The following is a 20,741-nucleotide window of genomic DNA, read 5'->3' as shown; positions in this document are numbered from 1 at the left end:
GTCTTTTTTTTCGATTGGAGCCCCTCTTGAATAACCCCTGGTTTTCCAAAATTGCCGTCTGGATGGTGATTGCCATGGTGCTGTTCACCTTGTTCAAGCAATTTGACAACCGTGGTGTCGCTGGTGCGAGTGCCATTGGCTATTCAGATTTTCTGGAAGAGGTTCGCGGTAACCGCATCAAGAGCGCCACCATTTCCGAGAGCCCTGGCGGCACCGAAATTCTGGCCATCACCAACGATGACCGCCGCATCAAAACCACGGCCACTTACCTCGATCGCGGTCTGGTGGGCGACCTGATCAACAGCGGCGTGAAGTTCGACGTCAAGCCCCGCGAAGAAGGCTCGCTACTGATGACCCTGCTGGTCAGTTGGGGTCCTATGTTGTTGCTGATCGGCGTCTGGGTGTACTTCATGCGCCAGATGCAGGGCGGCGGCAAGGGCGGTGCATTCAGCTTCGGCAAGTCCAAGGCCCGCATGCTCGATGAAAATAACAACCAGGTCACCTTCGCGGATGTAGCAGGTTGTGACGAAGCCAAAGAAGAAGTCAAGGAAGTGGTTGACTTCCTGAAAGACCCGCAAAAATTCCAGAAATTGGGCGGTCGCATTCCCCGTGGCTTGCTGCTCGTGGGCCCACCCGGAACGGGTAAGACCTTGCTGGCCAAGGGCATCGCCGGAGAAGCCAAGGTGCCTTTTTTCAGCATTTCGGGCTCCGACTTTGTGGAAATGTTCGTCGGCGTGGGTGCGGCCCGTGTCCGTGACATGTTCGAAAACGCCAAAAAGAACGCGCCTTGCATCATCTTCATCGACGAAATCGATGCGGTGGGTCGCCAGCGGGGCGCTGGCCTGGGCGGTGGCAACGACGAGCGCGAGCAGACCCTCAACCAGATGCTGGTCGAGATGGACGGTTTCGAGACCAACCTGGGCGTGATCGTGGTGGCCGCCACCAACCGTCCCGACATTCTGGATGCCGCTTTGTTGCGCCCGGGTCGTTTTGACCGTCAGGTGTATGTGACCTTGCCCGATATTCGTGGCCGTGAGCAGATCCTGAACGTGCACATGCGCAAAGTGCCCATCGGCCAGGATGTCAATGCAGGTGTGATCGCGCGTGGCACACCCGGCATGAGCGGTGCCGATCTGGCCAACCTGTGCAACGAAGCCGCCTTGATGGCTGCGCGTCGCAATGCCCGCGTGGTCGAGATGCAGGACTTCGAAAAGGCCAAGGACAAAATCCTCATGGGCCCCGAGCGCAAGAGCATGGTCATGCCCGAGGAAGAGCGTCGCAATACGGCTTATCACGAAGCGGGCCACGCCCTGATTGGCAAGTTGCTGCCCAAGTGCGATCCGGTGCACAAGGTCACCATCATCCCCCGTGGCCGTGCCTTGGGCGTGACCATGAGCCTCCCTGAGCAAGACCGCTACAGCTACGACAAGGAATTCATGCTGAACCAGATCAGCATGCTCTTCGGTGGCCGCATCGCTGAAGAGGTGTTCATGCACCAGATGACCACCGGCGCCAGCAACGACTTCGAACGTGCGACATCGATTGCCCGCGACATGGTGATGCGTTACGGCATGACGGATGCGCTGGGCCCAATGGTGTATGCCGAAAACGAAGGTGAAGTGTTCCTGGGTCGCTCAGTCACCAAGACCACGAACATGAGCGAGTCCACCATGCAAAAGGTGGACATGGAAGTGCGCCGCATCATCGACGAGCAATACAACCTGGCTCGTCGCCTGATTGAAGAGCACAGCGCCCAGATGCACGCCATGGCCAAAGCCTTGCTCGAGTGGGAAACCATCGACAAGGACCAGATCGACGACATCATGGCTGGGCGTGATCCCTTGCCACCCAAGGACTGGACACCTCGCACGCCCCCATCGGGTGGCGGCAATGGCGGTGGAACCCCTGCAGTTCAAACCGAGCCCGCTACCACTGCGGCTTGATGGCTCAGGCAGCGCCTGATCACAGCGGGGCCTTCGGGCCCCGTTTTTCATGGAGTCACCCCGATGGACACCCCCCTGACCCGACCGAACAGCGCCGTGCACTGGCAAACCACCCGATTTGAGTTGGACCTGTCGCAGCCCAAAGTCATGGGCATTGTCAATCTCACGCCCGATTCTTTTTCGGACGGCGGACAACATGCCGAAACCGCCCAAGCCTTGCGCCACGCCGAGCAACTGTTGCGCGATGGGGCTGACATTCTGGACATCGGCGCGGAATCCACCCGCCCAGGCGCTGTGGTGGTGCCCATGGCGCAGGAATTGGCGCGTCTGGGGCCTTTTTTGCGCGAAGCGGTTCGCTGGCAAGTGCCGATATCGGTGGACACCTACAAGCCCGAGGTGATGCAGGCGGTGCTCGATGCGGGGGTGGACATCATCAACGACATCTGGGCGCTGCGTCAGCCGGGGGCCGAGCAGGTGGTGGCTGCCCATTCAAGCTGCGGTGTGTGTCTGATGCACATGCACCGTGATCCGCAAACCATGCAAATCGAGACCATGGCGGGCGATGTGCTGAGCGAGGTGGAAAACTTTTTGCATGCTCGCATACACGCCTTGCTGCATGCTGGGGTGGGCGCTGCCCGGCTGGTGCTGGACCCGGGTATCGGCTTTGGCAAGACGGTGGCGCAGAATTTTCAGCTGTTGGCGCAGCAGGCTGACTTGTTGCACCTGGGACGGCCTGTCTTGGCGGGCTGGTCTCGGAAATCAGCTTTGGGCGCTGCCCTGGCCCACCATGGGCAAGTGCCGGAACCTGCCCAAAGACAAACGGCCAGTGTGGCGGCGGCTTTGCTGGCGGTGCAGCGAGGGGCTTCGGTGGTCCGGGTGCACGATGTCAAGGACACGGTGGACGCGCTCAAGGTCTGGCAGGCCATGAACCAGAACGCCAGGCAGTATTGACGCGCTCAGCGTTTGTATCCGTCAGTTTTCCAGTGTGTTTGGACGACTAAAATTCTCCTATTCATTACAAAAATCAGGATTGTTCAGATGGCACGTCAATATTTCGGCACAGACGGCATTCGCGGCACGGTGGGCCAAAGCCCGATCACGCCCGATTTCATCTTGCGCCTGGCGCATGCCGTGGGCCGTGTGTTGAAGTCGCAGGAGGCCCACCCAACGGTGTTGATCGGCAAAGACACCCGCATTTCTGGGTACATGCTGGAAAGTGCCCTGGAGTCGGGCTTCAACTCTGCCGGGGTCGACGTCGTCTTGCTGGGCCCGGTGCCCACTCCGGCCGTGGCTTACCTGACCCGCGCGCAACGCGCTTCTTTGGGGGTGGTGATCAGCGCCAGCCACAACCCCTTTGCGGACAATGGCATCAAGTTCTTCAGCGCCCAAGGCAAGAAATTGTCTGACGCCTGGGAGGAGACCGTGGAAGCGACCTTGCTTGAGGACCCGGTCTGGGTGGATTCGGCCGCGTTGGGCAAAACCCGGCGTCTGGACGATGCGGCTGGTCGCTACATCGAATTTTGCAAGAGCACCTTCTCCAACGACCTGACCCTCAAGGGCCTGAAGATTGTGGTGGACGCCGCCCACGGGGCCGCCTACCAAATCGCCCCCAAGGTGTTCCATGAGCTGGGTGCCGAAGTGGTGGCCATCGGCTGCTCGCCCGACGGCCTGAACATCAACAAAGGCGTGGGCGCGACCCACCCCCAGGCGCTGGTGCAGGCGGTCAAGGACCACCGGGCCGATTATGGCATTGCGCTCGATGGCGATGCCGATCGCCTGCAAGTCGTGGACGCCAGTGGTCGACTGTTCAATGGGGATGAGTTGTTGTATTTGATGGTCGCAGACCGCCTGGCTCGGGACGAAGCCGTGCCCGGCGCGGTGGGCACCTTGATGACCAACCTGGCGGTGGAAGTGGCCCTCAAGCAGCGAGGCGTGCAATTTGTGCGGGCCAAAGTGGGCGACCGTTATGTGCTGGAGGTCTTGCACGACAAGGGCTGGTTGCTCGGCGGTGAAGGTTCAGGCCATTTGCTGGCCCTGGACAAGCACACCACGGGTGACGGGTTGGTCAGCGCCTTGCAGGTGTTGCAAGCATGTGTGGGCAGTGGGCAGACCATGGCGCAGTTGCTGGAGGGCATCACGCTGTTCCCTCAGACGCTGATCAATGTGCGCCTGAAGCCCGGTTTTGACTGGGAAGGCCATCGGCCTTTGTGGGACGCCACCCGAGCTGCCGAGGCGGAGCTGGGCGATTCTGGGCGGGTCTTGATCCGCGCCAGCGGCACAGAGCCTTTGCTGCGCGTCATGGTCGAAGCCCGTGATGCCGATCAGGCCCGCCAATGCGCCGAGCGCATCGCCGCTACCCTGGCTTGAATCGGCCCTTGGGCTAGTGCTCAGTAAATCAGCCGCTCCGGTTTGATTTCCTGCAGGATGGTGGTGGCGATTTCTTCGATCGATTTGGTCGTGGTGGACAGCCAGCGGATGCCCGAGCGGCGCATCATGGCCTCGGCTTCAGACACCTCCATGCGGCAGTTTTCGATGCTGGCGTAACGCGAATTGGGCCTGCGCTCCGCACGGATTTCGGCCAGGCGATCGGGGTGAATGCTCAGGCCGAAGATTTTTTTGCGGTGCGGCACCAGGGCAGGGGGCAGCTGCTTGCGGTCAAAGTCTTCCGGAATCAAGGGGTAGTTGGCCGCTTTGAGGCCGTGTTGCATGGCCAAGTACAGGCTGGTCGGTGTTTTGCCGCTGCGGCTCACGCCCACCAAAATCACATCGGCCGATTCCAGGTCCCGGTTGGATTGGCCATCGTCGTGGGCCAGCGAGAAGTTGATGGCCTCGATCCGGTCGTGGTATTCCTTGCTTTTGCTCACGTCCGAAAAACGGCCCACCCGGTGGTGCGACTTGATGCCCAGCTCGTTTTCCAGCGGGTTCACGAAGGTGCCGAACATGTCCAGCAGCATGCCCTGGCAGTGCTCTTGCAAGACCTTGAGGACATCCATGTTCACCAGGGTGGTGAAGACAATGGGTTTGCTGCCTTCGGTGTCGGCCGTGTGGTTGATTTGCCGCACCGCTTGGTGTGCCTTGTCGATGGTGTCGGTGAAAGGCAGCCGCACATGCCGCGTTTTCATGTCGAATTGCGCCAGGATGGCGTTGCCAAAAGTCTCGGCCGTGATGCCGGTGCCATCAGAGACAAAAAATACAGTGCGTTTTGACATGCTCGTCATTTATTTCAAAGTGCGAGGTCAACAAGACCCCTAAAATCGGTCAATTATCCACCGTGGTCGAATCAGGGTTCTATTCAAAGAACAAGCAAAACCCTGACCTGCGCCCTGGAGCCCGGTTTTAACTTTGGAGCTTTAGCATGTCTGATCTTTTCAGTGAGACCGCCCTGGTCGTCCCCTTTGAACAATTGCGCATGACCGACGTCGAGTCGGTTGGTGGCAAAAACGCCAGCCTGGGGGAGATGATTTCCCAGCTGCCATCGGGTGTGCGGGTGCCCACGGGCTTTGCCACCACCGCCCACGCGTTTCGTCAGTTTTTGGCGTTTGGCGGCCTCACTGAGCGCATCAACGCCCGACTGGACGCTTTGGACACCGAAGACGTGCGTGCTTTGGCCGCGGCAGGGGCTGAAATTCGCGCCATGGTCGAAGCCCAGCCTTTCCCGGCCGATCTGGAAAAAGCCATTCGTGAAGAATTCGTTCGCCTGCAGGGCGGCAACCCTGAGGCTTCGTTTGCGGTGCGCTCCTCGGCCACGGCCGAAGACCTGCCAGACGCGTCCTTTGCTGGCCAGCAGGAAACTTTCCTGAACGTGGTCGGCATCGACGACGTGCTGCACAAGATGAAAGAGGTGTTCGCCTCGCTCTACAACGACCGTGCCATCAGCTACCGCGTGCACAAGGGCTTTGCCCACGCCGATGTGGCTTTGTCGGCGGGTGTGCAGCGCATGGTGCGCTCCGATCTGGGTGCGGCCGGTGTCATGTTCACCATTGACACCGAATCCGGCTTTGAAGACGTGGTGTTCATCACCTCCAGCTATGGCTTGGGCGAAACGGTGGTGCAGGGCGCGGTCAACCCGGACGAGTTCTATGTGCACAAGCCCATGCTGGCGGCGGGCAAGCGCAGCGTCATCCGCCGCAACCTGGGTTCCAAACTCATCGAAATGGTGTTTGCCACACCGGAAGAAAAAGCCGCGTCGGGCAAGTTGGTCAAAACCACCGATGTGCCCACCGAGCTGCGCAACCGCTACAGCCTGACCGATGACGAGGTCGAGCAATTGGCTCGCTATGCGGTGGTGATCGAGCAGCACTATGGCCGCCCCATGGACATCGAATGGGGCAAAGACGGCACCGACGGCTTGCTCTACATCCTGCAGGCTCGTCCAGAAACCGTGAAAAGCCAGGCCAAGGGCGCGCCTGAGCTGCGTTACAAACTCAAAGGCAAAAGCACCATCCTGGCTGAAGGCCGCGCGATTGGGCAGAAGATCGGCACGGGGCCCGTGCGTCTGGTGCACAACATCAGCGAGATGGACAAAGTCCAGCCCGGCGACGTGCTGGTGACCGACATGACCGACCCGAACTGGGAACCCGTGATGAAACGCGCCAGCGCCATCGTCACCAACCGGGGCGGGCGCACCTGCCACGCCGCCATCATTGCCCGCGAGCTGGGCATTCCGGCGGTGGTGGGTTGCGGCAATGCCACTGAGCAATTGACCGAGGGCACCTTGGTCACCGTCAGCTGCGCCGAGGGCGATACCGGCCACATTTATGACGGTCTGCTGGAAACCGAGATCAGCGAGATCCAGCGCGGCGTGCTGCCCGAGATCAAAACCAAGATCATGATGAACGTGGGCAACCCGCAGCTGGCGTTTGACTTTGCCCAGCTGCCCAACGCGGGCGTGGGTCTAGCGCGTCTGGAGTTCATCATCAACAACAACATCGGTGTGCACCCCAAGGCCATCCTGGATTACCCCGCCATCGACGCTGACCTGAAAAAAGCCGTGGAATCGGTGGCCCGTGGCCATGCGTCCCCCCGCGCGTTTTACGTCGACAAGGTGGCCGAAGGTGTGGCCAGCATTGCCGCCGCTTTCTGGCCCAAGCCGGTCATCGTGCGTTTGTCCGACTTCAAGAGCAACGAGTACCGCAAGCTCATTGGCGGCAGCCGTTACGAGCCGGAAGAAGAAAACCCGATGCTGGGTTTCCGGGGCGCTGCCCGTTACATCAGTGAAGACTTTGGCGAGGCCTTTGCCATGGAATGCGAGGCCCTCAAGCGGGTGCGTGGCGAGATGGGCCTGACCAATGTGCAGATCATGGTGCCTTTTGTGCGCACCTTGGGCCAGGCCGAAAAGGTCACCCAGCTGCTGGCCAGCCAGGGTTTGCGCCGTGGCGAAGACAGCCTCAAGCTCATCATGATGTGCGAGGTGCCCAGTAACGCCATCCTGGCCGAGCAGTTCCTGGAATTCTTTGATGGCTTCTCAATCGGCTCCAACGACCTGACTCAGCTGACCTTGGGTCTGGACCGCGACTCGGGCATGGAGTTGCTGGCCGCTGATTTTGACGAACGCGATCCGGCGGTCACAGCCTTGATTTCGCAAGCCATCAAAGCCTGTTTGGCGCAGGGCAAGTACATCGGCATTTGCGGTCAAGGCCCCTCGGACCATCCCGACTTTGCGCATTGGCTGATGGACCAGGGCATCAGCTCGATTTCGCTGAACCCCGACACCGTCATCGGAACCTGGACCAACCTGGGTCGCTGATGGCGACGCTTCAGACTTTGCGGTGACCCCAGCCATGGCAGTTCGTCCCCATACGGCCAAGTCATGGCGGCTTCACCGCAATGTGCTGATTTATGTCGCCATCCTTGTCAGTTTGATGGGGGCCATGGCTTGGGCTGAACGCTGGGGTTTGTCGCGCAACCTGATTGGCCCCATCTTCCTGTTCAGCACGGTGATGATTTATGCCTTGATTGGTATTTCTAGCCGGACCACCGACGAGGACGAGTATTACGTGGCTGGCCGGCGCATCCCGGCGATGTACAACGGCATGGCCACAGCTGCTGACTGGATGAGCGCGGCGTCGTTCATCAGTCTGGCCGGGGCGCTGTACCTGCAGGGCTTTTCTGGCAGCGGCCAGCAGCCCGGTGGTTTGGCTTATGTGATGGGCTGGACAGGCGGTTTTTGTCTGGTCGCCTTGCTGATTGCGCCGCAGTTGCGGGCGATGAAGCTCTACACCTTGCCCGACTATTTTGACCAGCGCTACGGCGGGCGCTGGCCGCGCATCATTGCTGCGCTGGCTTCGGTCTTGTGTTCGTTCACCTATGTGGTGGCTCAGATCTACGGCATTGGACTGATCGCTTCCCGTTTGACTGGCGTGCAGTTCGAGATTGGCATCTTGCTCGGTTTGGGCGGGGTTTTGTTGTGTTCTTTTTTGGGCGGCATGCGGGCCATCACTTGGACGCAGGTGGCCCAGTACATCATGCTGTTGCTGGCGTTCATGATCCCTGTGTCGTGGCTCGCTTACAAGCAACTCGGAAGCCCTTTGGCACCCCTGGTCTACGGTCAGCAGTTGGCGCAAATCGAGGCGATTGAAAAGAAGCTGATCAACGACCCCGGTGAGATCGAAGTCCGCCAGGAGTTTGCCCGCCGTGCCCAGGTGTACGAGGCGCGGCTGAAAAATGTCGAAGGCGCGATGGTCTCGTTGCGCCAGGAGCTGGAAGAAAAAATCCGTGTGCTCAAGGCCCAATCGGCCGATTACGCCGCCATCGCCCAAGCCCGGCGTGAGTTGTTGGCCGTGCCCCGAGATGCCGCTGCAGCCCGCGAGCAGTGGACCCGGGCCATGCTGGAGAACCGGGAGCGGGCCAAGCCTTTGGGCGGCATGCCCCCTCATGCCCAGGCTTTTGCCGGCAACCCGCAGGGCAGCCCTGAAGAGGTCAAGCAGTTTGGCGAATCCCGGCTCAACTTCCTGGCCCTGGTGTTTTGCCTGATGGTCGGGACGGCGGGTTTGCCGCATTTGCTGACACGTTTTTACACCGTCCCGTCGGTGGCCCAGGCGCGCAGTTCGGTGGCCTGGTCGCTTTTTTTCATTGGTTTGCTCTACCTGAGTGTGCCGGCCTTGGCCGTACTGGTGAAGTTCGAGGTCATGAACAACCTGGTGGGCAGCAGTTTTGAAGATTTGCCCAGCTGGATGGCGCAATGGGCGCGGCTGGATTCTGCGCTGCTGGAGTTTTCCGATGTCAACGGTGACCGCGTGCTGCAACTGGGTGAGCTGAAGCTGGGGGCCGACATGATCATGCTGGCCACCCCGGAGATGGGGGGCATGCCTTTTGTGGTGTCGGGTCTGGTGGCTGCCGGTGGCCTGGCCGCCGCCTTGTCAACAGCCGATGGCCTGCTCCTGACCATCAGCAATGCCCTGGTGCACGACATTGGCCCCGGCAGGGAGCGCAAGCCCAAATCGGCCGAAGGGCGCGTTATCCTCTCCAAATTTGCGCTGCTCGCGGTGGCCATGCTGGCCGCCGTGGTGGCTGCATTCAAGCCGGCCGAAATCTTGGCCTTGGTCTCGACTTCCTTTTCATTGGCAGCAGCCGCGTTTTTCCCGGGTATGGTTTTGGGCATGGTTTGGCACAAAGTTCACCGCCCGGCGGTGGTGGCGGGCATGTTGTCGGGTTTGGGCGTCACGCTTTACTACATGGTGGTCAATGCGCCCGGATTCCGGCATTTTTGGGGTTTGGACCCCAGTTCGGGGCTGTGGTTTGGCATTCAGCCGCTGTCAGCGGGTGTTTTTGGGGTGCCCACAGGCTTTGGCGTGATGCTGCTGCTGACCCTTTTGCTGCCGGCTCATTGGGTCGGTCCCCGCCAACCCTTGCCGGCCCCAGCGGGCCGTACAGACGGCGGCTATACCGGCCTCTGATTTCAAGCTATAATTGCAGGCTTCGCCTTGCCGCACCCCGACAGACGCTGGGGGCGGCTTTTCCAACCTTTTGGGTTAACCGCAAGGAGTCTCAATGCGTCATTACGAAATCATTTTGCTGATCCATCCCGATCAGTCCGAACAAGTTCCAGCCATGCTGGAGCGTTACAAAGGCATGATCACTGCCGGCGGTGGCAATATCCACCGTGTTGAAGACTGGGGCCGCCGTCAACTGGCTTACCAGATCAACAAGCTGGGCAAAGCCCACTACCTGTGCGTGAACATCGAAGCCGACCAAGCCGTCATGGCCGAACTGGAGCACGCCTTCAAGTTCAACGACGCCGTGCTGCGTCACCTGACTGTGCTCAAGAAGAAAGCCGACACCGCACCTTCGTCCATGATGAAGACGGTCGAGCGCGAAGAAGCCCGCAAGTCACAACAAGCCGAATTCGCCGCTTGACACGTGCCTGTTGAGGAGTGAACCGTACCGAACTGACCGCCTGTATTGCCGAGCAAGCCGCTTTGCGATACACCCCTGCCGGTTTGCCTGCTCTCGATTTGATTCTGGAGCACGCCTCTGAAGTTCAAGAGGCCGGGCAGATGCGCAAAGTCCAGTTGAAACTTCGTGCCTTGGCCTTCGGGTTACTGGCTGAAAGACTGGTCAAGCAAGCGGTAGGCAGTGTTTGGACATTCAAAGGCTTTTTGGCCACCCCTCGACAAGGCAAAAGTGTCGTGTTGCACATTCAAGAGTTTCAGCAAGATTAATTTCAGGAGGCCCCATGGCCACGTTCAAAAAATTCAACAAAGACAAGCGCCCCAAGCGCAACACCCAGTCACTGCTGTTTAAGCGCAAGCGCTTTTGCCGCTTCACCGTGACCGGCGTCGAAGAAATCGACTACAAAGATGTGGACACCTTGCGTGACTTCATCGCCGAAAACGGCAAGATCATTCCTGCACGCCTGACTGGCACCCGCGCCATCTTTCAGCGTCAGCTCAACACAGCCATCAAGCGCGCACGCTTTTTGGCCATGTTGCCCTACACCGACCAGCACAAAGTCTAAGGAGTCCAACCATGCAAATCATCCTGCTCGAAAAGGTTGTGAACCTGGGTAACCTGGGCGATATCGTCAAGGTCAAAGACGGCTATGCCCGTAACTTCCTGATCCCCCAAGGCCGCGCCCGCCGCGCCACCGAGACCAACAAGGCCGAGTTCGAAGCTCGCCGCGTTGAACTCGAAAAAGCCGCTGCCGCCAAATTGGCCGAAGCCCAAGCCCAAGGCGAGAAATTGTCCGGTTTGGTCGTGAAGCTGTCGCAAAAAGCCGGCGTCGATGGTCGTTTGTTTGGTTCCGTGACCAACCATGACATCGCCGAAGAGCTGAACAAGCAAGGCTACAAGCTGGTCAAGTCTCAAATTCGCATGCCCCACGGCCCCATCAAAACCGTGAGCGAATCCACTGTGGCAGTGGCTTTGCACACCGATGTGGTGGTGGACGTGACGGTGACTGTGTTGGGCGAAACAGCCTGATCTGTCGATAGACCTTCTAAGAAAACCGCCGGGTCTGTACCCGGCGGTTTTTTTTGTCCGCCATCAGCGGTAATGAGCAGCGACAACGATCAGCGGCGACGACTTGAACCCAGCAAGCCGCCCAACACACCTCTTACGATTTCACGCCCAATGGCTGAGCCCACTGTGCGCACGGCACTCTTGACCACCAACTGAGCCACCCCATCGCGTTGTCCGCCTCGGGGGCCTGTGCTGCCAAACAGCATGTCGGACAGGCCGCCCATCAGGCCGCCTTCTTTGTCGGCCGGTGCTGTGGCCTGGCCCGGCAGCGTCGCGGCGCCGTTGCCCTCGTCTGACGACGCGCCTGCCTTGATCTTTTCGTAGGCCGAGTCCCGGTCATGGTGGGCTTCATATACCCCAGCCACCAGGGAGTTCTGAATCAGGGCTTGCCGCTGCGCTGGTGTGATGGGCCCCAATTGGCTGGCGGGTGGCAGTACAAACACTCGTTCAGTCTCGCAAGGGCGTCCCTTGGCGTCCAGAAAGCTCACCAGGGCTTCGCCCACGGCCAACTCGGTGATGGCCGCTTCGATGTTGAGGCCTGCTTTGGGGCGCATGGTCTGGGCTGTCGCAGCCACAGCTTTCTGGTCGCGCGGGGTGTAGGCGCGCAGGGCGTGCTGCACCCGGTTGCCCAGCTGGCCCAGCACGCTGTCCGGGATGTCCAGCGGGTTTTGAGTGACGAAATACACCCCCACACCTTTGGATCGCACCAAACGAACCACCAGTTCGATGCGCTCGACCAGGGCCGCAGGCGCGTCCTTGAACAGCAAATGTGCCTCGTCAAAAAAGAACACCAGTTTGGGTTTTTCAGGGTCGCCGATTTCGGGCAGCACCTCGAACAGCTCGGACAGCATCCACAGCAAAAAGGTGGCGTACAGACGCGGCGAGTTCATCAGTTTGTCGGCCGCCAGGATGTTCACCACCCCCAGGCCCTGGGCATCGGTCTGCATGAAGTCTTCGATGTTGAGCATGGGCTCACCGAAGAATCGATCGCCGCCCTGGCTTTCGATTTGCAAAAGACCCCGCTGGATGGCCCCGATGCTGGCGGCGCTGATGTTGCCGTATTCGGTGGTGAACTGTTTGGCGTTGTCCCCCACGTACTGCAGCATGGCCCGCAGGTCTTTCATGTCCAGCAGCAGCAATCCTTGGTCGTCCGCAATCTTGAACACCAGGTTCAGCACCCCGGCCTGGGTTTCGTTCAGGCCTAGCATACGGGTGAGCAGCAGGGGACCCATGTCCGAGATGGTGGCCCGCACCGGGTGGCCCTGCTCGCCAAACACGTCCCACAAGGTGGTGGGGCAGGCCATGGGCTCGGGCAGGGCAATGCCCCGGTCTTTGAGCACGGCGGCCAATTTTTCGCCGATCTTGCCACTCTGGCTGATGCCGGTCAGATCGCCTTTCACGTCGGCCATGAAGACCGGCACACCCAGGCGAGAAAAGTTTTCAGCCAGGGTTTGCAAGGTCACGGTTTTGCCGGTGCCGGTGGCTCCGGTGATCAGGCCGTGGCGGTTGGCGAGACCTGGTAGTAAGTGACACTGAGTCTGGGCGTTTTGAGCCATCAACATGGGATCAGCCATTGAAAATCTCCTCCCCGGAGTGAAAAGTAAAATCCAGCCTCTAGGTTAAATCAACATTCAAGGAATTCCCGATGGCTGGCCACAGTAAATGGGCAAATATTCAGCACCGCAAGGGCCGACAAGACGAAAAAAGACAACGGATCTGGACCCGCGTGGTGCGTGAAATCATGGTGGCTGCCCGCACCGGTGGCGGTGATGTGAGCGCCAATCCCCGTTTGCGCCTGGCCATTGAAAAGGCCAAAGCGGCCAACATGCCGGCCGACACCATTAAGCGCAATGTGGACAAGGCCACCGGCAACCTCGAAGGCGTGAGCTACGAAGAAATCCGCTATGAAGGCTATGGCATCGGCGGCGCGGCCATCATTTTGGACACCATGACCGACAACCGGGTGCGCACGGTGGCCGAGGTGCGTCATGCCCTGAGCAAGCACGGCGGCAATCTGGGCACCGAAGGCTCGGTGGCTTTCCAGTTCAAACACTGCGGCCAGCTGGTCTTTGCCCCGGGCACCAGCGAAGACCAAGTCATGGAGGTGGCGCTGGAGGCGGGCGCCGAAGACGTCATCACCGACGAGGAGGGCGCCATCGAGGTGTTGACTTCGCCCGCAGATTTTGAAGCCGTGAAAAATGCGCTGGAGGCAGCCGGTTTGGTGCCCGAAGTTGCCGAAGTGACCATGCGGGCAGAAAACAGCGTTTCGCTCTCGGGCGATGATGCGGTCAAAATGCAGAAATTGCTGGATGTGCTGGAAGATCTGGACGATGTGCAAAACGTTTTCCACAACGCCGAAATTGATAATTAAGGAAGTTTGATGAAAGTATTGGTAGTCGGCAGTGGTGGCCGTGAGCACGCCATGGCGTGGAAACTGGCGCAGTCGCCCAAAGTCCAGCAGGTTTACGTGGCACCGGGCAACGGCGGCACAGCCAAAGACAAGAACCTGGTCAATGTGCCGATCACCGATTTGGCAGCGTTGCGCCAGTGGACCATCGATAACGGCATTGGTCTGACTCTGGTGGGCCCCGAGGCCCCTTTGGCCGCAGGCATCGTGGACGATTTCCGAGCCCACGGCCTGCGCATTTTTGGGCCCATGCAAGCAGCGGCCCAACTGGAGAGCTCCAAGGCGTTTTCCAAGGCTTTCATGCAGCGCCATGGCATCCCCACTGCTGAGTTCGAAACCTTCTCCGACGCGGCCCTGGCCCACGCCTATGTTGACCGAAAGGGCGCGCCCATCGTGGTCAAGGCCGACGGCCTGGCGGCGGGCAAAGGCGTGGTCGTGGCCATGACGCTGGCCGAAGCCCACGAAGCGATCGATTTCATGCTCTTGGACAACACCCTGGGTGTGGCCCACAACGCGGGCGGTGCGCGGGTGGTGATCGAAGAGTTTTTGCAGGGTGAAGAAGCCAGCTTCATGGTGCTGTGCGATGGCCAAAACGTGGCGGCCCTGGCCACCAGCCAAGACCACAAACGCCTGCTGGACAAGGACGAAGGGCCCAACACCGGGGGCATGGGTGCGTATTCGCCCGCGCCGGTGGTCACGGCCGAGGTGCACGCCCGCGCCATGCGCGAAGTCATTCTGCCCACTATTCGGGGCATGGAAAAGGACGGCATCACCTACACCGGGTTTTTGTACGCGGGCCTGATGATCGACCCGCAGGGCCGCATCAAGACCCTGGAGTTCAACTGCCGCATGGGCGACCCCGAAACCCAGCCCATTTTGATGCGCCTGAAATCGGATTTTCTGGAGGTGCTGCTGGCAGCCACTTCGGAAGGTCTGGATCAGCTGGAGATGGAATGGGACCGCCGTGTGGCTTTGGGCGTGGTCATGGCCGCGCACGGTTACCCACTCAACCCGCGAAAGGGCGATGCCATCAGCGGACTGCCCAAAGACCAGGACGATGCCATGGTGTTCCATGCGGGCACCACCGAAAAAGACGGCCAAATTCTCACCTCGGGTGGGCGCGTGCTGTGCGTCACGGCGCTGGCCGATTCGGTCAAGCAGGCGCAGCAAAAAGCCTACCAAACCGCCAGCCCGATTGCCTTTGATGGCATGCAAATGCGCCGGGACATTGGTTACCGCGCTATCAAGAACTGAAGCACCTGGACCCTTCATGAGCACCTTGACCCGCCATCCTGTGACTTTCAAGGGCTCCCGCCTGGCCCGATGGATTCTGAAAATGCTGGGCTGGCGTCTGGACTTCGAGGGCTTTCCCACCCGCCAGGGTGTGGCGATCGTCTACCCGCACACCAGCAACTGGGATTTTCCGATCGGCATGCTGGCCAAATGGGCGCTGGGCATTCCGGCGCACTTTTGGGGCAAAGACTCGCTGTTCAAGTTTCCGCTGGTGGGCGCATGGATGCGCTGGGTGGGCGGCATCCCGATTGACCGCAGCTCTTCTCGCGGCGTGGTCGGCCAGATGGTGCATGTGTTCGAGCAACACAAACAAAACGACCAGTTGCTCTGGTTGGGCCTGGCCCCGGAGGGCACGCGCAGCCACACCCCGGGGTGGCGCAGTGGTTTTTACCAGCTGGCGCTGGGCGCGAAAGTGCCTCTGGCGCTCGTCAAGCTCGACTGGGGTCAGCGCCGCTTCAGTGTGGTGGACTTTTACGATCTGACCGGCCAGGTCGAGCGCGATTACGCCCACATGGCCCAAGTGTTCGAAGGCGTGCAGGGCTTTCATGTGCACCAGATGGGCCCGATCCTTCCGTGGAGCCCTACTCAGGCGACGCCATCGTCCCCTTCAGACACCACGACCGTTTCCTGAAACCTTTCAACTTTCCTCCCCACCATGAGCACCCCTTTTGAACTCAGCACCGTCAAAAACTATCTGGTGGGCTTGCAGTCCCGCATCACCGGGGCCTTGACTGACCTCGACGGCACCCCTTTCCTGACCGATGCCTGGCAAAAAGACCCGGGCGAAAAACTCCAGGGCAATGGCATCACCCAGATTTTGGAAGGCGGACCCATTTTTGAACGCGCTGGCTGTGGCTTTTCGCACGTGACAGGACCGCAGTTGCCACCTTCGGCCACCCAGCACCGCCCTGAGCTGGCGGGTTCGGCCTTTGAGGCCATGGGCGTGTCCCTGGTGTTCCACCCGCGTAACCCCTATGTGCCCACGGTGCACATGAACGTGCGCATGATCGCGGCCAAGCCCGAGGGCAGGGCGCCCGTAGCCTGGTTTGGTGGCGGCATGGACCTGACGCCTTATTACGGCTTTGACGAAGACGCGGTGCATTTCCACCAGACCTGCAAGGACGCGTTGGTGCCGTTTGGCGAAGGCTTGCACCCGCGTTTCAAGGCTTGGTGCGACGATTACTTTTGCAACAAGCATCGCCACGAGCAACGCGGTGTGGGCGGCATTTTCTTTGACGACTTTTCCGAGTTGGGCATGGAGCAGAGTTTTGCCATGCTGCAAAGTGTGGGCGATGCCTTGCTGGCGGCCTACATGCCCATCGTGCTGCGCCGCAAGGACACCCCTTATGGCGAGCGCGAGCGCGACTTTCAGCTCTACCGCCGCGGCCGCTATGTGGAGTTCAACCTGGTCTGGGACCGGGGCACGCATTTCGGCTTGCAGTCCGGCGGCCGCACCGAATCGATCTTGCTGTCCATGCCGCCCGAGGTGCGCTGGTCGTATCAGCGCCAGGACGAGCCGGGCTCGCCCGAGGCACGTTTGCTCAGCCACTTCCTGGTGCCCAAGGACTGGGTTTGAGCCTGCCGCCAGTCACGGACAACGCCAAGGCCAGCGTGCAGCGCCTGGGCGTTTTTGGCGGCGCCTTTGACCCGCCCCACCTGGCCCATGTGGCCTTGGTTGAGGCGGCCATCGCCCAGCTTCAGCTCGATCAGGTGCGGGTTTTGCCCACGGGCCAGGCCTGGCACAAGCCGCGTCAGTTGTCCGATGCCAAGCACCGCCTGGCCATGACGCGTCTGGCTTTCGTGCATGTGCCGCAAGTGGTCGTGGATGAGCGCGAAATCCTGCGCACCGGCCCCAGCTACACGGTGGACACCTTGCGCGAGTTGCAGGCCGAATACCCGCAAGCGCAGCTGTATCTGCTGCTGGGCGATGACCAGCGGCGCTCATTGCCCGCCTGGCACCAGATCGGTGAAATCGGCCGCATCGCTATAATCTGCGCCGCAGGTCGTGATATGGCCGTGCGTGCCTGGAATGACAATTCGGATGCGCCTGATTCACCCCCCCCCATTTCAGACACGCTGCAAGCGCGCATCCGCCCCCTCGACATGCCGCTGATGCCCCACAGTGCCACGGACATCCGTGTGCTGGCGGCCACAGAGCAGGCCCTGACCGGTCTGGTATCCCCCGCTGTTGAGCGCTATATTCACGAACACCACCTTTACAGGCCCCATTGATGACCGAAAACGCTGCCAAAAAAGACATCCAGAAACTCCAGCGGGCCATTGTGGACGCTTTGGAAGACGTCAAGGCCCAAGAAATCCAGGTGTTTGACACCGAACACCTGTCTTCGCTGTTTGAGCGGGTCATCATCGCCTCGGGCACCTCCAACCGCCAAACCAAGGCCTTGGCCGCCAGCGTGCGTGACAAAGTGCGCAACGCCGGTTTTGGCAAGCCCCGCATCGAGGGCGAAGACAACGGCGAATGGATCATTGTCGACTGCGGCCAGGCCGTGGTGCACGTCATGCAGCCGACCATCCGCACTTATTACAACCTGGAAGAAATCTGGGGCGGCACGCCTGTGCGACTGAAGTTCGGTGCGCCCAAGCCCGCAGCGACGGCTGAAGTCAAAGGCCACATCCAAAACTCGGTGGCGAAAAAAGCCACGGGTAAAGCTGCAGCCAAACCCACAGCGGCCAAAACACCGGCTGCCAAAAAGTCTGCAGCCAAACCAGCCACCAAAACGGCTGCCAAGGCCAAACCCGCCTTGAAGGCGCCTGCCAAAACAGCCAAACCTGCTGCCAAGGCACCCGCTAAAACGTCGACAAAAACCGCTGCAAAAACGGCCCCGAAAGCCAGCAGCCCGACCAGCAAGCCCACGGTGAAGACGGTGGGCAAGCCCACGGCCAAGCCCGCTGCGAAATCAGCGGCCAAACCTGCCGTGAAACCCGCAGCCAAAAAGGCCCCGGCCCGTAAGGCCGTGCAAGCCACCACCCGCCGCAAAGCCGATTGATCCTGCATGAAGCTGCTGATCGTGGCGGTCGGCCTGCGCGTGCCCGACTGGGCTCAGACGGCTTGGGACGACTACGCCAAACGTTTTCCGCCTGAGCTCAAGGTCGAGCTCAAGGCCGTGAAAACCGAGCCCCGGGGCTCCAAAACCCTGCCCAACCTGTATGCCGCTGAGCGCCAGCGCATCGAAGCGGCCATCCCCCGTGGCACCCGCATCGTCGTGCTGGACGAGCGCGGCAGCAACCTGACCACGCAGGCCCTGGCCACGCGCCTGACCAGTTGGCAGCTCGGTGGCGACGATGTGGCCCTGGTCATTGGTGGCCCCGATGGGCTCGAGCCCGAATTCCGGCAAGCCGCACACGAGCGCATTCGCCTGTCTGACCTGACCTTGCCCCACGCCATGGCCCGGGTGCTGTTGATCGAGCAGCTGTACCGCGCCTGGTCCATCAACGCCAACCACCCTTACCACCGCGAATGAGCGATTTCATTTACCTCGCCTCCCAAAGCCCCCGACGCAGCCAGCTGCTCGACCAAATTGGGGTGGTTCATCAGTTGCTGCTGGCTGGGCCTGATGAAGATGCCGAGTCTCTGGAAGCTGTGCATGGTTCGGAAGCGCCTGCGCGTTATGTGGCGCGCGTCACGGGGCTCAAACTCGATGCCGCCGTGCGACGCATGAAGCGCCAGGGCTTGCCTGCAGCGCCCGTGCTGTGCGCGGACACCACCGTGTGCCTGGGGCGGGACATTTTGGGCAAACCAGCTGACCCCGCCGATGCCATGCGCATGCTCCAGCGGCTGGCAGGCCAGTCGCATCGGGTCCTGACGGCAGTGGCGGTGCAAAAGGGGGCGAAGCGGCTCTCAGCGGTGTCCGAATCCTGGGTGCGCTTTGCGCCCATGACCACGGCGCAAATCCGTGCTTACGTGGCCACGGGTGAGCCCATGGGCAAAGCCGGAGCCTACGGGGTGCAGGGCAGGGCGGCTGCCCATATTGAACAGATCCGGGGCAGTTATTCAGGCATCATGGGCTTGCCGCTGTTCGAGACCGCCGCCTTGCTGCGGTCCCTGGGCGTGCGCTGTTGAGCGTTCGCGCCCGCCAGAGCGCTGATGGCGCGGTGTCTTTTTCCGAGTTGTTTTCACTTTTCCTCCTCTGATGCCCACCATGCAACAAGATATTTTGGTCAATTGGTCGCCCCAGGAAACCCGGGTCGCGGTGGTGGAGTTTGGCGCGGTGCAGGAGCTGCATGTCGAGCGCACGCTCGAGCGCGGCCTGGTGGGCAATGTGTACCTGGGCAAGGTGGCCCGCGTTTTGCCTGGCATGCAGTCGGCCTTCATCGACATTGGCCTGGACAAAGCGGCTTTTTTGCATGTGGCCGATGTCTGGCAAAAGCATGCCGAAGGCGAGGCGGCCGCTGCGCGGACGGGCCAGCCACTGGTGCCGATTGAAAAACAGGTGTTCGAGGGCCGCGCCATCATGGTGCAGGTCATCAAGGACCCCATGGGCACCAAGGGTGCGCGTCTGTCCACGCAAATCAGCATCGCGGGCCGCCATCTGGTGTTCTTGCCGCAAGACGACCACATTGGCGTGTCGCAAAAAATACCGGCTGAGCAGCGCGATGCGCTGCGCAAAAGGGTCCAGTCATTGGTAGGCCCGGCCGGGGGCGGCTTCATTTTGCGCACCAACGCCGAAGACTCGAGCGACGAAGAGCTGCAAGACGACATCGACTACCTGCGCAAGACCTGGGCTCGCATCAAGGAGGCCTCGCTGCGCCTGCCGCCTGCGTCCTTGCTGCATCAGGACCTGACGCTGTTGCAGCGCGTACTGCGCGACTTGGTGGGCGAGGCCACGCAAAGCATCCGCATCGACTCGCAGGAGCAGTTTGCCAAGCTCAAGGCCTTTGGCCAGGAGTTCATGCCCAAAGCCGCCGAGCGACTGCAGCTTTACAAAGGCGAGCGTCCGATTTTTGACCTGTATGCCATTGACGAAGAAATCGCCAAGGCGCTGGGCCGCCGGGTGGACCTGAAATCGGGCGGCTATTTGATCATCGACCAGACCGAGGCCTTGACCACGGTGGACGTGAACACGGGCGGCTATGTGGGCGCGCGCAATTTCGAGGACACGATCTTCAAGACCAACCTGGAGGCGGCGCAGGCCATTGCCCGCCAATTGCGCCTGCGGAACCTGGGCGGCATCATCATTGCCGACTTCATCGACATGGCCCGCCCCGAGCACCAGGAAGCCGTGTTGGCCGAGTTCCGCAAACAGCTCGCGCGCGACCGCGTCAAGACCATGGCGGGCGGCTTTTCATCGCTGGGTTTGCTGGAGATGACGCGCAAGCGCACCCGCGAGTCATTGGCCCACATGCTGTGTGAGCCTTGTCCAAGCTGCCAGGGCAAGGGCATCATCAAAACGCCGCGTTCGGTGGTGTACGACATCCTGCGCGAGATCCTGCGCGAAGCGCGTCAGTTCAACCCGCGCGAATTCCGCATCGTCGCCACTTCGGCTGTGATCGATTTGCTGCTGGACGAAGAAAGCCAGCATTTGGCGGGCCTGTCAGACTTCATCGCCAAGCCGATTTCCTTGCAGGTCGAGGCTTCCATGGGTCCGGAGCAGTACGACATCGTGCTGCTCTGAGGCACC

At 60.7% G+C, this 20,741-nt stretch carries 20 protein-coding genes; 18 read left to right on the top strand and 2 right to left on the bottom strand.

What is annotated here, in order from left to right:
• Positions 1–26: 26 nt before the first annotated feature.
• The 3 genes from ftsH to glmM all read left to right on the top strand — a co-directional run bounded on the left by ftsH (position 27) and on the right by glmM (position 4,310).
• Positions 27–1,943, top strand: a complete 1,917-nt coding sequence (gene ftsH / locus ACHEXL_RS07230; RefSeq protein WP_416561284.1) for an ATP-dependent zinc metalloprotease FtsH — start codon at positions 27–29, stop codon at positions 1,941–1,943.
• Positions 1,944–2,006: 63 nt separating this feature from the next.
• The gene (gene folP, locus ACHEXL_RS07225; RefSeq protein ID WP_416561283.1) at positions 2,007–2,894 is read left to right on the top strand and encodes a dihydropteroate synthase; all 888 of its coding nucleotides are present in this window, start codon (positions 2,007–2,009) and stop codon (positions 2,892–2,894) included.
• A gap of 87 nt (positions 2,895–2,981) precedes the next feature.
• A complete protein-coding gene (gene glmM / locus ACHEXL_RS07220; RefSeq protein ID WP_416561282.1) occupies positions 2,982–4,310 on the top strand; it encodes a phosphoglucosamine mutase in 1,329 nt (442 codons plus the stop codon).
• 20 nt (positions 4,311–4,330) lie between these two features.
• Here glmM and ppsR read toward each other — a convergent pair whose 3' ends face one another.
• Positions 4,331–5,152 carry a posphoenolpyruvate synthetase regulatory kinase/phosphorylase PpsR gene (gene ppsR / locus ACHEXL_RS07215; RefSeq protein WP_416561281.1) on the bottom strand — a complete coding sequence of 274 codons (822 nt, stop codon included), beginning with the start codon at positions 5,150–5,152 and terminating at the stop codon, positions 4,331–4,333.
• 146 nt (positions 5,153–5,298) lie between these two features.
• On the opposite strand from ppsR, the gene ppsA reads away from it, so the two are divergent.
• The 6 genes from ppsA to rplI all read left to right on the top strand — a co-directional run bounded on the left by ppsA (position 5,299) and on the right by rplI (position 11,363).
• A complete protein-coding gene (gene ppsA / locus ACHEXL_RS07210) occupies positions 5,299–7,689 on the top strand; it encodes a phosphoenolpyruvate synthase (protein ID WP_416561280.1) in 2,391 nt (796 codons plus the stop codon).
• Between the two features lie 34 nt (positions 7,690–7,723).
• On the top strand, positions 7,724–9,838 hold the full coding sequence (locus ACHEXL_RS07205) for a VC_2705 family sodium/solute symporter (RefSeq protein ID WP_416561279.1): 2,115 nt from the start codon (positions 7,724–7,726) through the stop codon (positions 9,836–9,838).
• Positions 9,839–9,932: 94 nt separating this feature from the next.
• Positions 9,933–10,298, top strand: coding sequence for a 30S ribosomal protein S6 (gene rpsF / locus ACHEXL_RS07200; RefSeq protein WP_019428749.1), 366 nt, complete (start codon positions 9,933–9,935; stop codon positions 10,296–10,298).
• Positions 10,299–10,315: 17 nt separating this feature from the next.
• A complete protein-coding gene (gene priB, locus ACHEXL_RS07195; RefSeq protein WP_416561278.1) occupies positions 10,316–10,603 on the top strand; it encodes a primosomal replication protein N in 288 nt (95 codons plus the stop codon).
• 14 nt (positions 10,604–10,617) lie between these two features.
• Positions 10,618–10,899: a 30S ribosomal protein S18 gene (gene rpsR / locus ACHEXL_RS07190; protein ID WP_019427495.1), complete on the top strand. Its 282-nt coding sequence runs from the start codon at positions 10,618–10,620 to the stop codon at positions 10,897–10,899.
• A gap of 11 nt (positions 10,900–10,910) precedes the next feature.
• Entirely contained in the window at positions 10,911–11,363 is a 453-nt protein-coding gene (rplI, locus tag ACHEXL_RS07185; protein WP_416561277.1) for a 50S ribosomal protein L9, read from the top strand.
• An 89-nt stretch (positions 11,364–11,452) separates the two neighbouring features.
• Here rplI and ACHEXL_RS07180 read toward each other — a convergent pair whose 3' ends face one another.
• The gene (locus ACHEXL_RS07180) at positions 11,453–12,976 is read right to left on the bottom strand and encodes a helicase HerA-like C-terminal domain-containing protein (protein ID WP_416561276.1); all 1,524 of its coding nucleotides are present in this window, start codon (positions 12,974–12,976) and stop codon (positions 11,453–11,455) included.
• 71 nt (positions 12,977–13,047) lie between these two features.
• Here ACHEXL_RS07180 and ACHEXL_RS07175 point away from each other — a divergent pair, with 71 nt between their 5' ends.
• The 9 genes from ACHEXL_RS07175 to rng all read left to right on the top strand — a co-directional run bounded on the left by ACHEXL_RS07175 (position 13,048) and on the right by rng (position 20,735).
• Positions 13,048–13,773, top strand: coding sequence for a YebC/PmpR family DNA-binding transcriptional regulator (locus tag ACHEXL_RS07175; RefSeq protein ID WP_416561275.1), 726 nt, complete (start codon positions 13,048–13,050; stop codon positions 13,771–13,773).
• Positions 13,774–13,782: 9 nt separating this feature from the next.
• Positions 13,783–15,063 (top strand): phosphoribosylamine--glycine ligase, encoded by a 1,281-nt coding sequence (purD, locus tag ACHEXL_RS07170; RefSeq protein WP_416561274.1) that lies wholly within the window; start codon positions 13,783–13,785, stop codon positions 15,061–15,063.
• 16 nt (positions 15,064–15,079) lie between these two features.
• Entirely contained in the window at positions 15,080–15,733 is a 654-nt protein-coding gene (locus tag ACHEXL_RS07165; protein WP_416561273.1) for a 1-acyl-sn-glycerol-3-phosphate acyltransferase, read from the top strand.
• 24 nt (positions 15,734–15,757) lie between these two features.
• Positions 15,758–16,678, top strand: coding sequence for an oxygen-dependent coproporphyrinogen oxidase (gene hemF, locus ACHEXL_RS07160; protein ID WP_416561272.1), 921 nt, complete (start codon positions 15,758–15,760; stop codon positions 16,676–16,678).
• Entirely contained in the window at positions 16,675–17,334 is a 660-nt protein-coding gene (gene nadD / locus ACHEXL_RS07155; RefSeq protein WP_416561271.1) for a nicotinate (nicotinamide) nucleotide adenylyltransferase, read from the top strand. Before hemF ends, nadD begins: the two co-directional genes overlap by 4 nt.
• Positions 17,334–18,110: a ribosome silencing factor gene (rsfS, locus tag ACHEXL_RS07150; protein ID WP_416561270.1), complete on the top strand. Its 777-nt coding sequence runs from the start codon at positions 17,334–17,336 to the stop codon at positions 18,108–18,110. The genes nadD and rsfS overlap by 1 nt, the downstream gene beginning before the upstream one ends.
• A gap of 6 nt (positions 18,111–18,116) precedes the next feature.
• Positions 18,117–18,584, top strand: a complete 468-nt coding sequence (gene rlmH, locus ACHEXL_RS07145) for a 23S rRNA (pseudouridine(1915)-N(3))-methyltransferase RlmH (RefSeq protein ID WP_291926640.1) — start codon at positions 18,117–18,119, stop codon at positions 18,582–18,584.
• Positions 18,581–19,183, top strand: coding sequence for a Maf family protein (locus ACHEXL_RS07140; RefSeq protein WP_416561269.1), 603 nt, complete (start codon positions 18,581–18,583; stop codon positions 19,181–19,183). The genes rlmH and ACHEXL_RS07140 overlap by 4 nt, the downstream gene beginning before the upstream one ends.
• A 79-nt stretch (positions 19,184–19,262) precedes the next feature.
• On the top strand, positions 19,263–20,735 hold the full coding sequence (rng, locus tag ACHEXL_RS07135) for a ribonuclease G (RefSeq protein WP_416561268.1): 1,473 nt from the start codon (positions 19,263–19,265) through the stop codon (positions 20,733–20,735).
• The last annotated feature ends 6 nt before the right edge of the window (positions 20,736–20,741 follow it).

The organism is Limnohabitans sp. YIMB22184 (genome assembly GCF_048020265.1).
Lineage (GTDB): Bacteria > Pseudomonadota > Gammaproteobacteria > Burkholderiales > Burkholderiaceae_C > Limnohabitans_A.
The sequence above is the reverse complement of the archived record's forward strand: the minus strand, read 5'-3'. Positions and strand labels throughout refer to the sequence as shown.